Annotated in this window: 16 protein-coding genes; 4 read left to right on the top strand and 12 right to left on the bottom strand. The window is 43.9% G+C overall.

The window, feature by feature from the left end; all coding sequences use genetic code 11:
* Nucleotides 1-25 precede the first annotated feature (25 nt).
* The gene (recG, locus tag DPG01_RS02230) at nucleotides 26-2071 is read left to right on the top strand and encodes an ATP-dependent DNA helicase RecG (protein ID WP_110974061.1); all 2046 of its coding nucleotides are present in this window, start codon (nucleotides 26-28) and stop codon (nucleotides 2069-2071) included.
* Nucleotides 2058-2705 (top strand): ComF family protein, encoded by a 648-nt coding sequence (locus DPG01_RS02225; protein ID WP_110974060.1) that lies wholly within the window; start codon nucleotides 2058-2060, stop codon nucleotides 2703-2705. Before recG ends, DPG01_RS02225 begins: the two co-directional genes overlap by 14 nt.
* On the opposite strand, the gene DPG01_RS02220 is transcribed toward DPG01_RS02225, so the two are convergent.
* Nucleotides 2706-3110, bottom strand: coding sequence for an NUDIX hydrolase (locus DPG01_RS02220; protein ID WP_086208971.1), 405 nt, complete (start codon nucleotides 3108-3110; stop codon nucleotides 2706-2708). It lies immediately after the preceding gene.
* Complete coding sequence (locus tag DPG01_RS02215) at nucleotides 3107-3706, bottom strand: TIGR00730 family Rossman fold protein (RefSeq protein ID WP_087527366.1); 600 nt, start codon at nucleotides 3704-3706, stop codon at nucleotides 3107-3109. The genes DPG01_RS02220 and DPG01_RS02215 overlap by 4 nt, the downstream gene beginning before the upstream one ends.
* A 152-nt stretch (nucleotides 3707-3858) precedes the next feature.
* On the opposite strand from DPG01_RS02215, the gene DPG01_RS02210 reads away from it, so the two are divergent.
* Complete coding sequence (locus DPG01_RS02210) at nucleotides 3859-4872, top strand: CorA family divalent cation transporter (protein ID WP_086208973.1); 1014 nt, start codon at nucleotides 3859-3861, stop codon at nucleotides 4870-4872.
* A gap of 82 nt (nucleotides 4873-4954) precedes the next feature.
* Here DPG01_RS02210 and DPG01_RS02205 read toward each other — a convergent pair whose 3' ends face one another.
* The 9 genes from DPG01_RS02205 to dxs all read right to left on the bottom strand — a co-directional run bounded on the left by DPG01_RS02205 (nucleotide 4955) and on the right by dxs (nucleotide 14372).
* Nucleotides 4955-5242 carry an STAS domain-containing protein gene (locus tag DPG01_RS02205; protein WP_086208974.1) on the bottom strand — a complete coding sequence of 96 codons (288 nt, stop codon included), beginning with the start codon at nucleotides 5240-5242 and terminating at the stop codon, nucleotides 4955-4957.
* Between the two features lie 11 nt (nucleotides 5243-5253).
* The gene (locus DPG01_RS02200) at nucleotides 5254-5889 is read right to left on the bottom strand and encodes an MlaC/ttg2D family ABC transporter substrate-binding protein (RefSeq protein ID WP_086208975.1); all 636 of its coding nucleotides are present in this window, start codon (nucleotides 5887-5889) and stop codon (nucleotides 5254-5256) included.
* Between the two features lie 20 nt (nucleotides 5890-5909).
* Complete coding sequence (locus tag DPG01_RS02195; RefSeq protein ID WP_086208976.1) at nucleotides 5910-6584, bottom strand: outer membrane lipid asymmetry maintenance protein MlaD; 675 nt, start codon at nucleotides 6582-6584, stop codon at nucleotides 5910-5912.
* Nucleotides 6584-7363, bottom strand: coding sequence for a lipid asymmetry maintenance ABC transporter permease subunit MlaE (gene mlaE, locus DPG01_RS02190; RefSeq protein WP_086208977.1), 780 nt, complete (start codon nucleotides 7361-7363; stop codon nucleotides 6584-6586). Before mlaE ends, DPG01_RS02195 begins: the two co-directional genes overlap by 1 nt.
* Nucleotides 7360-8178, bottom strand: coding sequence for an ABC transporter ATP-binding protein (locus DPG01_RS02185; protein ID WP_086208978.1), 819 nt, complete (start codon nucleotides 8176-8178; stop codon nucleotides 7360-7362). The genes mlaE and DPG01_RS02185 overlap by 4 nt, the downstream gene beginning before the upstream one ends.
* Before the next feature lie 405 nt (nucleotides 8179-8583).
* A complete protein-coding gene (locus tag DPG01_RS02175) occupies nucleotides 8584-10449 on the bottom strand; it encodes a DEAD/DEAH box helicase (RefSeq protein ID WP_110974058.1) in 1866 nt (621 codons plus the stop codon).
* 426 nt (nucleotides 10450-10875) lie between these two features.
* A complete protein-coding gene (locus DPG01_RS02170; protein WP_110974057.1) occupies nucleotides 10876-11430 on the bottom strand; it encodes a shikimate kinase in 555 nt (184 codons plus the stop codon).
* 93 nt (nucleotides 11431-11523) lie between these two features.
* Nucleotides 11524-12354 (bottom strand): inositol monophosphatase family protein, encoded by an 831-nt coding sequence (locus DPG01_RS02165; protein WP_086208980.1) that lies wholly within the window; start codon nucleotides 12352-12354, stop codon nucleotides 11524-11526.
* Between the two features lie 116 nt (nucleotides 12355-12470).
* Nucleotides 12471-14372, bottom strand: a complete 1902-nt coding sequence (gene dxs, locus DPG01_RS02160) for a 1-deoxy-D-xylulose-5-phosphate synthase (RefSeq protein WP_110974056.1) — start codon at nucleotides 14370-14372, stop codon at nucleotides 12471-12473.
* Nucleotides 14373-14677: 305 nt separating this feature from the next.
* Here dxs and ribA point away from each other — a divergent pair, with 305 nt between their 5' ends.
* Nucleotides 14678-15280, top strand: coding sequence for a GTP cyclohydrolase II (ribA, locus tag DPG01_RS02155; RefSeq protein ID WP_110974055.1), 603 nt, complete (start codon nucleotides 14678-14680; stop codon nucleotides 15278-15280).
* Between the two features lie 61 nt (nucleotides 15281-15341).
* Here the strand turns inward: ribA and hemN are convergent, their stop codons facing one another.
* Nucleotides 15342-16706, bottom strand: coding sequence for an oxygen-independent coproporphyrinogen III oxidase (gene hemN, locus DPG01_RS02150; RefSeq protein ID WP_110974095.1), 1365 nt, complete (start codon nucleotides 16704-16706; stop codon nucleotides 15342-15344).
* Nucleotides 16707-16837: the final 131 nt, after the last annotated feature.

Below are 16837 nucleotides of genomic sequence, written 5' to 3'. Positions count from 1 at the left end.
AAATCACAGACAAAGTTGAGGGGACATGGCTGCAGTCCATCAGTTGCAGGGGGTCGGAGCTGCCTCTGCTGCACTACTTGAAAAGTTGAATCTCTTCACTACAGATGATCTGTTGTTTCATCTGCCACGAGACTATGAAGATCGTAGCACGATCATCCCCATGAACCAATTGACTGTGGGGCGTAGCTACTTACTCCAAGGCACGATTCAAGGTGTGGACTTTCCACCGGGTAAACGAAAATCAATGGCGATTGGACTGCAAGACGACTTTGGCAAAGTGACTTTACGCTTTTACCATATTTATAAAGGCTTAACGGATCGCGCAAAGGTTGGCAACCGTCTGCGTATTTTTGGTGAAGTCCGCGTGGGCGCGCGTGGCTTGGAAATGTATCACCCTGAAATTCAACTCATTACAGAGCATACGCCGCTTCCACAAACTCAACTGACTGCGATTTATCCCAGTACAGAAGGGCTGACTCAACCGAAGTTTCGTGAATACATCAAACAGGCTTTAGCCAAACACAGTGATGATTTACCTGAACTACTGCCCGCAAAATTTACCAATGGCTATGCACTTAAACAGGCATTGGATTACATTCACCATCCCCCAGTCGATGCCAATATGCTGCAATTGAGTCAAGGTTCGCATCCAGCCCAGCAACGTTTGATTTTTGAAGAGTTGGTTGCGCATCAGGTCAGTCTATTAAGCCGTCGTGCCTATATCCAACAGATTGAAGCCCCACGTATTTCTGCCAGTCGTCAGTTTGCCAAACAACTGCTCAGTAGCCTGCCTTTTGAAATGACCAATGCACAAAAGCGCGTCTCCAAAGAAATTGTACACGACTTAAAACTCAATAAACCGATGCTACGTTTGGTTCAAGGCGATGTCGGTGCTGGCAAAACCTTGGTCGCAGGCGTCGCAGCCTGTCATGCTTTAGAAGAAGGTTGGCAAGTGGCGTTAATGGCACCGACTGAAATTTTGGCGGAACAACATTATCTCAATTTTAAAAAATGGTTTGAGCCTTTAGGACTCAGTGTATCTTGGCTTTCAGGTAAACAAAAAGGCAAAGCCCGTGCCACAGCCGAACAAGCCATTGTTGACGGCACGGCGCATCTGGTGGTGGGTACGCATGCCCTGTTTCAAGACAATGTCCGCTTTGCCAAACTCGGGCTGGTGATTATTGATGAGCAGCACCGCTTCGGGGTCGATCAGCGCTTAGCCCTGCGTACTAAAGGTGCGCAGAATATGACCCCACATCAATTGGTCATGACCGCAACGCCGATTCCACGAACTTTAGCCATGTCCGCCTATGGAGACTTAGATACGTCCGTGATTGATGAACTTCCACCCGGACGAACGCCGATTCAAACCGTGACCATTCCACTCGACCGCCGTGAAGAAGTCCTGCAACGTATTGCCAGTAACTGTCTAGAAGGCAAACAAGCTTACTGGGTCTGCACCTTGGTTGAAGAGTCTGAAACCTTAGATGCCCAAGCCGCTGAAGCGACCTATTTAGAAATTAAAGAACGCTTCCCCGAGCTCAACATTGGCCTCGTACATGGCAAAATGAAAGCCGATGAAAAACAAGCCGTGATGCAACAGTTTAAAGCCAATCAATTACAACTGTTGATTGCGACCACAGTGATTGAAGTGGGGGTTGATGTACCAAATGCCTCGATCATGGTGATTGAAAATGCGGAACGTTTAGGACTGTCTCAATTGCACCAATTACGTGGCCGTGTTGGTCGAGGTGCCAAGGCTAGCTTTTGCGCCCTGCTATATAAAAGTCCGCTGTCTCAAAATGGACAAGAACGTTTGCGCATCATGCGTGAAACCAATGATGGTTTTTTAATTGCCGAAAAAGATTTGGAAATTCGTGGCCCGGGTGAATTACTCGGCACCAAACAAACCGGGGATATGGGCTTTCGTGTAGCCAAACTAGAACGCGATGATCATTTGCTCAATCAAGCCCACTTTGTCGCAGCTCAGATTTTAAAAGACTATCCTAGAAATGCCGAAGCCTTACTGAAACGCTGGCTGCCTGAAGCACCACGCTATGCCTATGTTTAGTCATTTACTGCACACCGCCAAACAGTTGTTACACAAAACACAGCCTTGTCAGTTGTGTGGCATTGTACGCACAGATCTGCATTCGGTCTGTCTGGACTGCTGGCAACAACTTCCTCTGCATCCACAAACCATTGAAAAACAAGCGCTGAGTATTCATGTCGCAGGACAATATCAATATCCTTTAGATCATTTGATTCAGCAGTTCAAATATGAACAACAACTGCATTGGCAACCTTTACTTTCAGGCATTCTTCAGCAAATACGCTTACCTAAAGTCCAAGCAATTGTTCCAATGCCGATTTCGAGCCAACGTTTAGCGGAACGTGGCTATAACCAATCAATGATCCTCGCCAAAGACTTAGCCAAGCAGCTAAATGTTCCCATTTGGCAACCTGTGATTCGGCTGCATCAACATTCGCAAAAAGGACTCAGTCGACTAGAACGCTTAGATCACATTCAGCAGCAATTTAAAATTGATCCACAGCAACGCCAATATGCAAAACGTTACCGACGTGTTTTGATTTTGGATGATGTCGTGACCACAGGCAGCTCGATTCAGGCCCTGACTTTACAACTTGAACACTTAGGTTGTCATAAAGTCAGCGCCGCGTGTATTGCCTACGCACTGGAATAGTTAAACGACTTCAATCAGCAAATGTTCGCGCACCCAAGGGATGACCACCTCAGTGGTTAACGGTGCAAGTGCAGTTTGTTGATCATCCAAGTTCAGCCACTTCATTTCCGCAATTTCAGCCGCAATCTGTGGCGCTTGCTGAAGCTGAACATGGTAAACGTAGCTGACCAATTTAAAATCAGGCTCGTTAGCTGTGGCTGTTTCAAAACGACCGACAAACTGTTTAATAATCGCATCTGTGCCTATTTCTTCCTGAATCTCACGCAGCATGGTTTGCTCAGGTGCTTCATTTGGCTCAAGCTTACCGCCAACTTGCATAAAACACGTGGTGTTTTGCTTGCGCACCAATAAAAGCTGCTGTTGTGCATTTACAATAATGGCTGCAGCAACCGTAATCACCTTCATGCTTTGACATCCAACAACTCAGGATCAACCATGCCCCACTTCGGTTCAGGCGCTTGGAATTGATCCATTTGCTTTAAAATTGTTTTCACTGAGTCCGATACAATCAGGCTGTCGGTAAAACGTGTATGGGTAAAACCTTTGCTAGTTGTCATTTTTAGAAACTTGATTAAATCATCATAAAAGCCATTTACATTCAAAAAGGCATTTGGCTTGAGGTGAATGCCGAGTTGAGCCCATGTCCATTGTTCAAAGATTTCTTCTAAAGTCCCAGCACCGCCTGGCATTGCAATAAATCCATCCGACAAGGCTGACATTTTCAGTTTACGCTCTTGCATGTCTTTGACGACATATAACTCGGTGAGGCCTTGATGTGCCAATTCACGATCCACCAGCACGTGTGGAATCACACCAATCACTTGACCACCCGCTTCTAAAGCACTGTCAGCCACGATACCCATTAAACCTGAGCGACCCCCACCATAGACCAAGGTTTTGCCTTGTTCAGCGATGGTGTGTCCAACCTGACGAGCTGTTTCTGAAAAGATTTGATCTGAACCTAATGCGGAACCACAAAAGATCGCAATTGAATTTGTCATTTTTTACTCTGATATTTAATTGTCATGCAACTTCACTAAAATGAATGGATATTTTTTAGCAATTTAACCATTCGATCAGTGTTTTTATTGCAATCCTTGTCTAAAATACACCCATCCACCTCAACCATTACTGCGCAAAGGAGAAAGACGGCATGCTTGAAGCCTTTTACGCCACAGAGCGCGGTAGCTTAGAAGACATCACCATTAATGGCGATTTCGATCTTCAGCCCGATTTGGTCTGGCTTGACCTCATTGCTCCCTCACAAGAAGAACAACAGTGGATTTTAGATGCATATGAACAAAATTTACCTACGTTAAAATCACTCGAAGACATTTCATCTTCAGCTCGATTCTACCGTGATGATGATGGTATTTTGCATATCAGTACGTATTTTTTAACGAAAAATAAAAATTACCAAGTCGATGGCGAAACTGAAGAAAGCAACGGAGCGCTTGCCACGGTACAAACCGTGGCTTTCATTTTGCATAAAGAGCGACTCTTCACTCTTCGTGGTGAAAAATTGGTCGCATTTCGGGCATTCCGTGCGCGTGCACGTCGTAATGACTACGAAATTGACTATAAAGACCCGACATGGATCTTACTCGGTTTACTTGAAGCCAAATTGGACGAGCTTGCGGATATCTTAGAAGATATCCACAAGGACTTGGAAAAGTATTCCACAGAAGTGCTGAATAACCGACACCGTGAGATGATTCTCGACTTGGATGACATGATTACGCGTCTGGCCCACTTGGAAGATATGCTTGGAAAAGCACAGCTGTGTCTGATTGACTTACGTCGTGTACTGACTTTTTTATCCCGTCCACGTGCTTTAGGCAGTCATATTTATGATGCGGATATTCGAGAGCTTAGCGAAGACGTCCGCTCACTGGTTGAACACGATGCCTTCTTGTTCCAAAAAGTCCGATTCTTGCTCGACACCACCTCAGGCTTCATTAACACCGAGCAGAATGACACGATTCGTCGCTTCTCCATCTTACCAAGTATGCTCGCTCCACCAATGCTGATTGCCAGTATTTATGGGATGAACACCGATGTGTTGCCTTTTGCAAGAGGAACGACCAGTTTTGTGATTGTCAGCTTAATTTTGGTGGCTTTCTTGATTGGCCCACTGATTTACTTCCGCTGGAAAAAATGGATTTGAGTACACCTTAAGACACTGCTTTTCCTCATAGATTTAAGAAATGCAATACATAAAAAAAGCACCTCACGGTGCTTTTTTTTATTTAAGGGATTAACTTGAGGTCATCCTGTAAATGACAGGCTTGAATGATTTTCATCATTTTTTCAGGCACCGCTTTAAAATGTAAACTGTGCGCATTTGGTGTTTGACGCACCCAACGGACTAAAACCGCCAGTGCCAATGTACTACCATGCTCAAGCTGGGCCAAATTAACCACCACAGGATAAGACTGTGACTGCATCACCTTCAAACCTTGCTGATAGTAACTTTCAGCATTGTCATAGGTAATCTGACCTGAAAGCTGCATTTCCTGATTGCTAAAGTTAATCACCTTTCACCTACTTATTTTTTCTTTTCAACCGCTGCTTCTGCATCAGGTTGGAAGTTTGCAATCGCTTTATCTAGGTCGCCACCATTACGTTTAACCGTTGCCGCGAACTGATTACGGAACTGTAAACCAAGGTCGATACCCGACACATTGATATTACGGATTTTCCATTGGTTGCCTTTATCCGCCAACTGGAAAGATACTGGGATTTTTTCGCCTTTGTTATTAAAGTCGATCGTCACCACAGGGTTTTTGCTGTTCGTTTCTTTATACGGACGGATGGTATATGTCTGATTACTAAACTTCGCGAATGCAGTACCGTAGTTTTCAATCAAAGTTTCACGAAAGTTATTTTCAAACTTCGCACGCTGTGCAGCAGTACTGTATTGATTGGTCGCATAAGTCCCCATCACGATACGTGAAAATGCTTGTGAATCGACATACGGATCTAGATTTTGACGAACAATCGTTTTCACAGCAGCTGGGTTGTTTTGTAGCTTGGCATGATCTGCTTTTAAACGCGCAATCAGGCCATCTGCCACTTTTTTAACAAAAGCAGGTGGTGCTTCACTTGGCGCTGCAAAAGCAGTACCTGCAAGCAAGGTTGATAAAATGCTAGCTGTTAGTGTTTGTTTCAATAAAGTATTCACTACAATTGTTCCTCTTCAAATCATTCAACAAATGACACATTGGCATCTGTTGTTTCAGCGGTTTCAGGTTGCTCAGTCTTTGCTGTAGCATCTTGCGATTTACCTGCCCCACCCGTAATAAATTTAGTAATTAAGTCTTCTAGATCCATTGTACCTTGGGTATTGCCAATGCTTTCACCACGTTTCACGTAGTTCAAGCCACCCCCCGGAACAATTTTCAAGTACTTTTCACCAAGCAGACCATTGGTTGCCACCATAATATAAGCATCTTCATCTATGCTGGTAATGGACTTCATGTTCGCAATAAGTTGCTTTTCCATTTCTTTTTGTTGCGCAGCATCCGCAGCGGTATAGTCGCTACTGTAACGAAGCTCTTCAAGTGCATTCTTTTCAACTTCTTTGAGCTGTGTTGCATTGAAAGATGTCAACTTCCCATCTAAAGAAAAAGAAACCGTGGCTAAACGTGTCACAGGGTCTAAGCTAATTTGATCAACTTGACCAATTTTCACCCCACTCATCGTCACTTTCGCACGTGGTTTTAAACCATTCACGTTATCGAAGGTTGCACTCATTTCATAGCGATCACTGAGATTTGAACCCACCAAGCCACTTACTCGCATCGCAATAAAAAACAAAGCGATACCGAAGAGAATGACAAATATGCCGACTGCCAGCTCACTTGCACGTGATTTCATTAAACACCTCCAAACATGACCGCAGTCAACACAAAATCAAAACCTAAAACACAGAGCGATGAATACACCACAGTGCGTGTGGTTGATGTCGCAATACCTTCAGATGTCGGTTCACAGGCATAGCCTTGATACACCGCAATCCATGTACAAATTAAAGCAAAAACAAAACTTTTAATGATGGTGCCATTCAGGACATCTTTATAGAACTCTACGCTACTTTGAATGCCACTCCAGTAAGAGCCCTCATCTGCACCCAAGAAGTCCACACCCACCATTTTACCGCCCATAATCCCGACTGCAGCAAAGATGACAGACAGCATCGGCAAACTAAAAATACCCGCCCAAAGTCGCGGTGAAATCACACGTTTGAGTGGATCAACCCCGATCATTTCCATACTGGACAACTGCTCTGTGGCTTTCATTAAGCCAATCTCAGCTGTTAATGCCGAACCTGCACGGCCTGCAAACAACAGTGCAGCAACCACAGGTGCTAACTCACGGAGTAAAGTCAATGCAACCGCAGTACCTAGCATCGCTTCGCTACCAAAGGTCACTAAGATGCTATACATCTGTAGACCCAAGACCGCACCAATAAATAGCCCCGACACCACAATAATAAGTAGCGACAATACGCCAACACGGTACATTTGGTATACAAATAACCGAACGCCCTGTACCGTTGGCATCGAAAATAAGATTTGCAATAACATTAAGCTCGCAACACCTATGCCGCGAACCCGTTCAATCACACGTCGACCTAAGAGTGCTATCGCATTCATGCTTGCACCTCAGTACTTAGATATGCCTTTTGGCTAAATTGATAATCGACAGGTCCTTCAACTGAACCTGTTAAAAATTGTTTCACGAATGGAGATGCATTCGCCTGTAACTGTTCAGGCGTCCCCTCACCTTGCACTTTGCCCTCAGCGACAACATAGATATAATCTGCTATCGACAAAGTTTCAGCCACATCATGTGAGACAATAATTGTTGTTAAATCAAGAGCTTCTCGCAATGATCGAATCAGACGTGTGAGTACACCCTTCACAATCGGATCTTGTCCTGCAAAGGGTTCATCGTACATAATCAGTTCAGGATCCAGTGCAATCGCACGCGCCAAAGCCACACGACGGTTCATCCCGCCTGAAAGCTCAGAAGGCATCATCAGCTCTGCGCCGCGCAGGCCGACAGATTCCAGTTTTAAAGACACAATCTCTGCAATCAAATGTTCAGGCAATGCCGTGTGCGCGCGAATTGGGAAAGCTACATTTTCATAGACTGACATGTCGGTAAACAGCGCTCCACTTTGAAACAACATGCCCATACGTGCACGCGCAGCAAATAACTCTTTGCGTGACATTTTCGCAATGTTTTGTCCATCTAAAAGCACTTCGCCCTGATCTGGTGTCAATTGTCCCCCAATCAGACGCAGTAAAGTGGTTTTACCTGTTCCCGATGGTCCCATGATGGCCGTGATTTGACCCTGTCGTATTGTAATACCGACATTGTCGTAAATAACACGTTCCCCTCGCTTAAAGCTCAGGTTTTTGACCTCAATGAGGGCTTGAGCAGTCAGAGGCGCTTGATTATTCATAGCTGTGCGTTTTCCTGCATTTTTTCAGCATGCATACTATAAAGGATTAAAAAACGATATGTTAGCGTATTCCATGCCTAATTTTGTGCACGAATTGATTTCAATTGGTTGTATTTATATTTATTTAATGGAAGAAAACAACCTAAATAAAGCGGATCACTTCATCCATAGCGACTATAGACAAAGAAAAGGATATTGCAAATCAGTAAAAAAAATCCAAGATAATGTGCCATATTGACCTCTTTCGCGTCAGAGTGAGTGGCGATTGATTCAACCTCATTATTGTGCATCATTATTATCAATGTAATTAAAATATGACTCAGTATACATTTTAATTTTCGGATTGAAAGCAATAGACATAAAAAAAACCAGTGTTTCCACTGGTTTTTTTAATTTTAGTTCAAATTAGTCATTGAACTTACGACGTGGGCGGTCAAAACCACCTTCAGTGCGTGGACGATCTGAGTTAAATTCACGCTTTGGACGATCTTCACCAAATGTACGCTTAGGGCGGTCATCACCACCAAACGAACGCTTAGGACGATCTTCACCAAAAGAACGTTGTGGACGGTCACCAAAACCACCTTCACGGCGTTGTGGACGATCACCAAAATCACGTTTAGGACGGTCACCAAAAGAACCTTCACGACGTGGTTTATAGTCTACACGGTTACCACGGTTGTCATCATTCGAGTCAAAACGCGGCTTGTCGTTGAAACCACCTTCGCGACGCGGGCGATCGTTGTTAAATTCGCGACGTGGACGGTCTTCGAAACCACCTTCACGACGTGGACGATCATTGTTAAATTCGCGACGTGGACGGTCTTCAAAACCACCTTCACGACGTGGACGATCGTTGTTAAATTCGCGACGTGGACGGTCTTCAAAACCACCTTCACGACGTGGACGATCATTGTTAAATTCGCGACGTGGACGGTCTTCACCACCGAATGAACGGCGTTCGCCATCACGACCACCTTCACGACGTTTAAAGTTGCTTTCGCCTTCAAAACGACGACCGCCACCAAAACCGCCACGACCGCCATCACGACGACCACCGCCATTGCGACCACGACCACCATCACGACCAGAACGTGCTGGAGGTGGAGATGGCTCTAAACCTTCAATTTCAGATACTTCTAAACGTGCATCTAAGTAGTCTTCTAAAGCACGGATTTTACCGCGTTCACGGTAAGTTGCTAAAGTAATTGCTTTACCAGTACGACCCGCACGACCTGTACGACCAATACGGTGTACATAGTCTTCGTTCTTCATAGGAAGACCGAAGTTAATAACGTGTGAAATTGTTGGTACGTCTAAACCACGTGCAGCAACGTCAGTTGCAACCAAGATTTTTGCACGACCTTCGCGGATGCTACGTAAACGACGGTTACGAACGGTTTGTGGCATTGCACCGTGAAGTGCAACCACTGAGTGACCCGCTTCAGCCAATTCTTCAGCAAGCATGTCTGTGTCTTCTTGTGTAGACGCGAAAACAACTGCTTGATCAAGATCTTCTTCGCTCAACCAGTGAGTTAAAAGTTTTTTCTTGTGCTCGAAACCATCAGTCCAGTGTAAAGTCTGAGTGATATCTGTATTGGTAGAATGACCTGTCTCAATTGCAATACGTTCAGGATCATTCATCATGCGTTCAGCAAGTGTGATGATACGTGGTGCAAATGTTGCAGAGAACATTAAAGTTTGTTTACGGTTTGCAGCAAGGTCGCTAATCGCTTCTAAGTCTTCAGAGAAACCTAGATCAAGCATACGGTCTGCTTCGTCAACAATTAGAGCATCAACTTTGTCTAATTTGATTTGACGACGGTTCACAAGGTCAAGTAAACGACCTGGTGTTGCAACAACAACTTGCGCACCTTTTAACTGTTGGATTTGTTTACCAAATGGCATACCACCCATGATTGCAGCAATACGTGCACCTTTCATGTGGCGAACAAATGCAATTGCATCTTGGCTCACCTGTTGCGCCAACTCACGTGTTGGGCAAAGAACTAAGATATTCGGTTGAGTAATTGCTTTCATACGTTCTTTGAACGGAACGAAAGTTTCTTGGCCTGCAAGTGCGTTTAACGTTGGTAATAAAAACGCTGCAGTTTTACCTGAACCAGTTTGGCTCGATACTAAAAGGTCTTTACCGTCTAAAGCTGCAGGAATAGATTGTTCCTGAACTGGCGTAGGAGACGTAAATCCTAGGCTTTGTAGAGCTTGTTGTAACGATTCGTGTAAAGGAAATTCAGCAAAAGTCTTGCTCATAGAGTATTTCACCCGAAAAATGGGTGCTCCATTAAAAATAAAATCAGATGGACATCGGCAAAAAGCGGCACAGCAATAATCGCTGAAAATATAGAATCAGCGGCGATCCGAGAACGACGATGCGTATAACGCACATTTGATTACAGCCGCAACCTGAAGGAATCGCTTAAGCGATTGGGTGGGGCGCGAAATAATGTCCTCTCTTTGGACCGGACGCGCATACACAATGATAGAAGAGAATGTTCAGGTAATGAACGAAATTTAGTGCGTGGGCGGAGTATAGCAGGATATTTTCAAAAGTCACCTCTTTTCTTAAAATTGATACAATATTTTTATCAAACATTGAATAAATACAGGTTTTCACTTCAATTTTTTTGACCATCTAGGAAAAAATTAAATAGCATTCTTCGTTCTCCCCCTCCACTATCAACCATAAAACGCAATTAATTGTACTAGCTCTTGCTCTAATGCTGCCACGATTTGACACGGCAATTGATCGGTGATGACGGTCCTACACGGCAAACTTAAATAGTGATCTATACGCTTATTGATTTTAGTGCTCTCTTTTTCTTTATTTGCCTTTAAATAACTGCGCCCCATTTGTCGTTTCACAATTTCTTGAATACAGCATTGCTTGTCTAATGATGGCAAAAATAAAAAAGTATAAGGATCTAAAATGATCTGTTGTTTAAGCCTTATATATGTATCACTAAGCGGATGTGTATAGGTCATAAATCCAGATGAACACACCAAAATATGATGTTGCTGTGGACTAAGTGATTTTCCAAGTTGTATATATAATTCAATGTTCCGAAGTACGTAAGCATCGTAACCATAATATTCAATATAATCGGAAATATCCCCCTCTCTATGCATGAAGTATTCATCTAAATCATGGCTCTCTACCTCCATTTGTACTGAAAGTAGTTTAGCAACCGTTGTTTTTCCTGCTCCACCAGGACCGATAAAATGAAAGAGCATAAATACCTTTACTTGTTTTTATTTTCCGCATCATAAAAGAAAAAGCCCTCTTGTGAGGGCTTTTTCAATGTCTTAAACTCAATCTACATGCTATTACTTAGCAGCTTCACCCCAAGCAGGTACAACTGCTTTCATTAAAGGTTTCAACAGCTTCATAGAACATGCCAGTACTTGGCCATTTTCCATAGATTCGCTACCACCACGTGCATCAACCACTGTTCCGCCTGCTTCTTTCACAATCAACTCACCAGCTGCGATGTCCCAAGGCTTTAAGCCGAGTTCGAAATACGCATCGAAACGACCTGCTGCCACATACGCCAAATCTAATGCTGCTGAACCTGTACGACGGTATTGCGCGCCAGCTTCAGTCACATTTAATAATGAATCAAAGTGATTTTTTGCATAAGAAATCACTTCACCATTACGTTTTGCACGGTAAGCATGACCCACAGACATGAATGTATTTTCAAGGCTGTCTTTTACATTTACACGGATACGGCGTTGATTCATCATGGCACCACGACCACGACTTGCAGAGAATAACTCATCTTTCACAGGGTCATAAATTACACCGTGTTGAGTAATGCCTTTATGTTGAACTGCAATAGAGATACAGAAGTGAGGAACACCGTTAATGAAGTTTAGCGTGCCATCAAGTGGGTCAATGATCCAACACCAATCTGCGTCGTGACCTTTACCTTCTTGAAGACCAAACTCTTCACCAAGGAAGCTGTGATTTTTATAACTTTTACGTAGGGTATCTATCGCCAATTGTTCCAAATAACGGTCTACACGCGTTACCGGACCATCAATTCCTTTTTCTTCGACTTGTAGATCGAGCTTATGACGATTTTGATGCGCTTTTAAAAGCTCTTGACCGACTAATTGAGCCGCACGCGCAGCCATCACCACCATAGGTTCCATTGAACACCCACTACAATCTGAAGATATTGATAAAGAATAATGCATAAAAGCCCGCATATCTTAGCAAAGATCGGGGCTTTTAGGGAAAAAATGTTTCTAAAATTTAAAAACGGCGTTTACACCATATGTACAAGTTTTAACCACGCTTGGCGTACTGAACGTTCAATGCCTTCGGCATCTAGTCCGGCCTGATGCAACATTTGCGCATGCGTGGCTTGATGCATGAAGGTATCTGCTAAACCAAGATTTAACATCGGTTTCACGATTTGAGCCTGTGCCAAATATTCATTCACTGCACTGCCCGCACCCGCCATCACCGCATGTTCTTCAACCGTGACAAATAAAGCCGTTGAGGGCGCTAAAGCCGTAATCATTTTTTCATCAAGCGGCTTCACAAAGCGCATATTTACCACACGAACCGCCAAATCTTGTTCAGCCAAAGCCTGTGCTGCTTCTACTGCGGCCTGAACACGACTACCAAAGGCAAGAATGCTAATAACGTCATCTTGGGCATCATTAAAACTCGCGACAATTTCAGCCTGACCAATTTCCATCGGGGTCATCTGTTGTTGAATCTCAACTCCGAGACCATTGCCACGCGGGTAACGCACTGCGGCAGGACCATTGTATAAATAAGCAGTATGCAACATTTGACGACATTCATTTTCATCTTTAGGCGCCATAATCACCAAATTCGGTACGGTGCGCATGAAAGCATAGTCATAGGCCCCAGCATGAGTCGGTCCATCTTCACCCACTAAGCCTGCACGGTCGATACCAAAGGTAACATCTAGGTTTTGTAGTGCCACATCATGAATCAATTGATCATAACCGCGTTGCAAGAAAGTCGAGTAGATTGCAACTACAGGTTTTAAGCCTTCACACGCCATGCCTGCAGCCAAAGTCACCGCATGCTGTTCTGCAATCGCGACATCAAAAAAGCGCTGTGGGTACTGTTTGGCAAAACCCACCATACCTGAGCCTTCACACATGGCAGGGGTGATCGCTAACAAACGCTCATCTTGTGCGGCTTCATCGCATAACCATTGACCAAAGACATCTGAGTACTTCGGTGCAGTATTGCTAGATGCGGTAGCATTTATTTTTGTAATTGCGTGATATTTAATTTGGTCAGCTTCAGCTGGGGCAAAGCCTTTGCCTTTTTTGGTATAGACATGAATTAAACGTGGCCCTTTACGTTTTTTCAATGCGGTAAAGACTTGTGTCAACTGCTCGACATCGTGCCCATCGAAAGGCCCAAAGTAATCAAAACCAATCGCTTTAAAAACGTTGTCGGCCGCATCTGTGGCTGCACTATGTAAGCGCGAGTTATAAGTCCATTCAGGATGTGGCTGCACATAGGCTTCGCCATCATCTGAAATATTAATGGACTGTCCACTTTCCCAAATTGAAGCCAGATGTTTTGCAAAACCACCAGTACTACATGAAATCGACATATCGTTGTCATTCAGTACCACCATCAGGTCCGCATCATGCGCAACTGCATCGTTCATGGCTTCAAAGGCCATACCTGCAGTCATCGCCCCATCGCCAATGATTGCGACCACTTCACAAGGATTGTTTTGATAACGACGTGCCAGTGCCATCCCCAAACCTGCTGAAATCGCAGTCGAAGAATGTCCAACACCAAAAGTATCAAATACCGATTCATCACGTGCAGGAAAGGCAGCTAAACCATCTTTGGCACGAATCGTAGTCAACTGTTCACGACGCCCAGTCAAAGCTTTATGCGGATAGGCTTGATGACCGACATCCCAAATTAAGCGGTCATTTGGTGTGTTAAAACAATAATGCAATGCCACGGTGAGCTCGACCACACCAAGGTTTGCACCAAAGTGTCCCCCACTTTGTCCTGCGGCATACAGAATAAATTGACGTAGCTCGTCTGCCACTTGTGCTAATTGACTTTGCTCAAGCAAGCGAAGTTGTTGAGGATGATCAATCGTATCCAACAACGGTGTTACAGGGCGATGAGCTGGTATTTCTGTATACAACATAATATGGCAAAGCCTTCTAAAGCCTGGCAAATCTAGCTAGGTCAAATGGGTAATTCGATCATATCGTCGAATGCTATCACCTTCAATCAGCCATATTTCTAGCGATGCAGTTTTGAGCAGTGCTCTCACTGGGTGTTCGTTTAGTGGATGTGATTATCCTGAATAATCTTACTATTTATCAACTATTATCGTTCGCTTTATACAAAAAAGAAAATCTTCTGCATAAATTCATGGATGCAATTCTACCAATGTCGATGCATTACGCTATACTTTAGCCAATTTCTGAACTATTTACAGGTTTAGCTGTGCCGATTGAATTTGTTGCTACATCCCGTTTACCGACTGCTTTTGGTGAGTTTAACATCACCGTATTTCAAGATCCTAAGACCGGTGAAGAACATGTTGCACTCTCAAAAGGTCTCGATCAACCGATCACAGAACCCGTTTTAGTCCGTGTTCATTCAGAATGTCTCACAGGCGATGCCTTTGCGTCCTTGAAGTGTGACTGTGGCCCACAATTGCAAGCCACGCAAAAACTGATTAATGAAGCTGGACAAGGGGTGATTCTGTATTTGCGTCAAGAAGGTCGTGGCATTGGTCTCACCAATAAAATTCGTGCTTATGCGCTGCAAGACCAAGGGCATGACACCGTTGATGCCAACCTGATGCTTAACCTCCCTGCCGATGCACGTCGTTATGACATGGTCAGCATTATGTTGGATCACCTGAAGATTCAGCAGGTGCGCTTGATTACCAATAATCCACTGAAGATTGCAGCACTGCAAGAACAAGGGATCAATGTGGTGGATCGTGTACCATTGACGGTTGGTTTAAATCCCTTCAATGAAGAATATTTAAAGACCAAACATGAGCGCATGGCGCACTTGTACAAGAAAGATGATTTTTAAATTTTGAAAACATGCTCTAAGCCTGCTTTTTTAAAGGGCGACTTAGAGCACTCCAATCATATTAGATGGTCATGGAGAAAATACGGCTCTCGGGTCGGCGGCGTTTTAAATGCAAATCAAACGCCATACAAATATTACGTACAAAGGCTTTGCCTTGCTCAGTCACCCGTATACTTTGTGGCTTAATCTCTAATAAACCATCGTCCTGCATTTCTTCTAGTTGTCCCAAGACCTCAACCAATTCTGGAAATTGCATCTCTGGTTCTGCCCACGACGTTTGAAAGCCACACATCAAATTTAAAATATGACGACGAATCATCAAATCTTCGGCACTTAAAATATGCCCACGATAGACAGGAATTTCATTGTTTTCGAGTCTCGCATAATAATCTTCGAGTTTTTTTTCATTTTGCGCAAAGCTATACCAACTGTCGCTGATTGAGGAAAGCCCTAAACCAATCATCACTTGGGTTTTCGAAGCGGTGTAGCCCATAAAATTGCGATGCAGAGTGCCTGCCTGAAATGATTGGTACATCGCATCACTTTCTAAAGCAAAGTGATCCATGCCAATTTCATGATATCCCTGTGCCAGTAATTTATTCTTTCCTTCTTCATAGCACTGGCGTTTTATTTCATCTTTCGGCACATCATGGTCTTTAAAACCACGCTGTCCATTGCCCTTAATCCAAGGCACATGCGCATAACTATAAAATGCCAAACGGTCTGGGCGTAAACGATTGGTTTGATTAATGGTATTGAGGACATCATCTAGGTTCTGAAAAGGTAAACCAAAGACCAAATCATGTGAAATTGAGCTATAGCCTATTTCACGTGCCCACTGCGTCACTTGCTCGACATGTTCAAAAGGCTGTATCCGATGAATGGCTTTTTGAACCGTTTCATTATAATCCTGCACCCCATAACTGACACGGCGAAAGCCTAGGTCATACAAGGCTTGCAAATGCGCCCGTGTGGTATTGTTGGGATGCCCTTCAAAGCTAAACTCATACTGTTCAGCAATCTCTGCTTGCGCAAGAATACCTTCAATCAATTGAGTTAAATGCATTGGCGAAAAGAAAGTTGGCGTTCCGCCACCCAAGTGAATTTCTTTAATGCGGGGTTTTTCTTCAAGCAAGTCACAATACAGTGACCATTCCTTTAAAACCGCCCGAATATAGGGCTGCTCCATCTCATGCTTTTTAGTCACACGTTTGTGGCAGCCACAAAAAGTACAGAGGCTTTCGCAAAAAGGCAGATGAATATACAGACTGATGCCTTCAGTCGAATTCGATTCAGCAAACGATGTTTTCAGCGTCTGTTTCCATTGCTCTAGAGAAAACTGCGCCTCTTCCCAATATGGCACCGTTGGATAACTGGTATAACGTGGACCAGGAACATTGTATTTTTGAATCAATGAATCGCGCATATTTACCATCAGTTCTTCCGCATTCAGAAGATGCAGCCCATTCTGCATCATCAAACTCGGGTCTGTATTTGGGTTATTCTGCTGAGCTTGGAATCAGAATTCAACCTAGCGAATTAGTCAGATTATTTTTC

Source organism: Acinetobacter sp. WCHAc060042 (assembly GCF_003231195.1).
Taxonomy (GTDB): Bacteria; Pseudomonadota; Gammaproteobacteria; order Pseudomonadales; family Moraxellaceae; genus Acinetobacter.
This window is presented reverse-complemented; position numbering and strand designations above follow the sequence as displayed.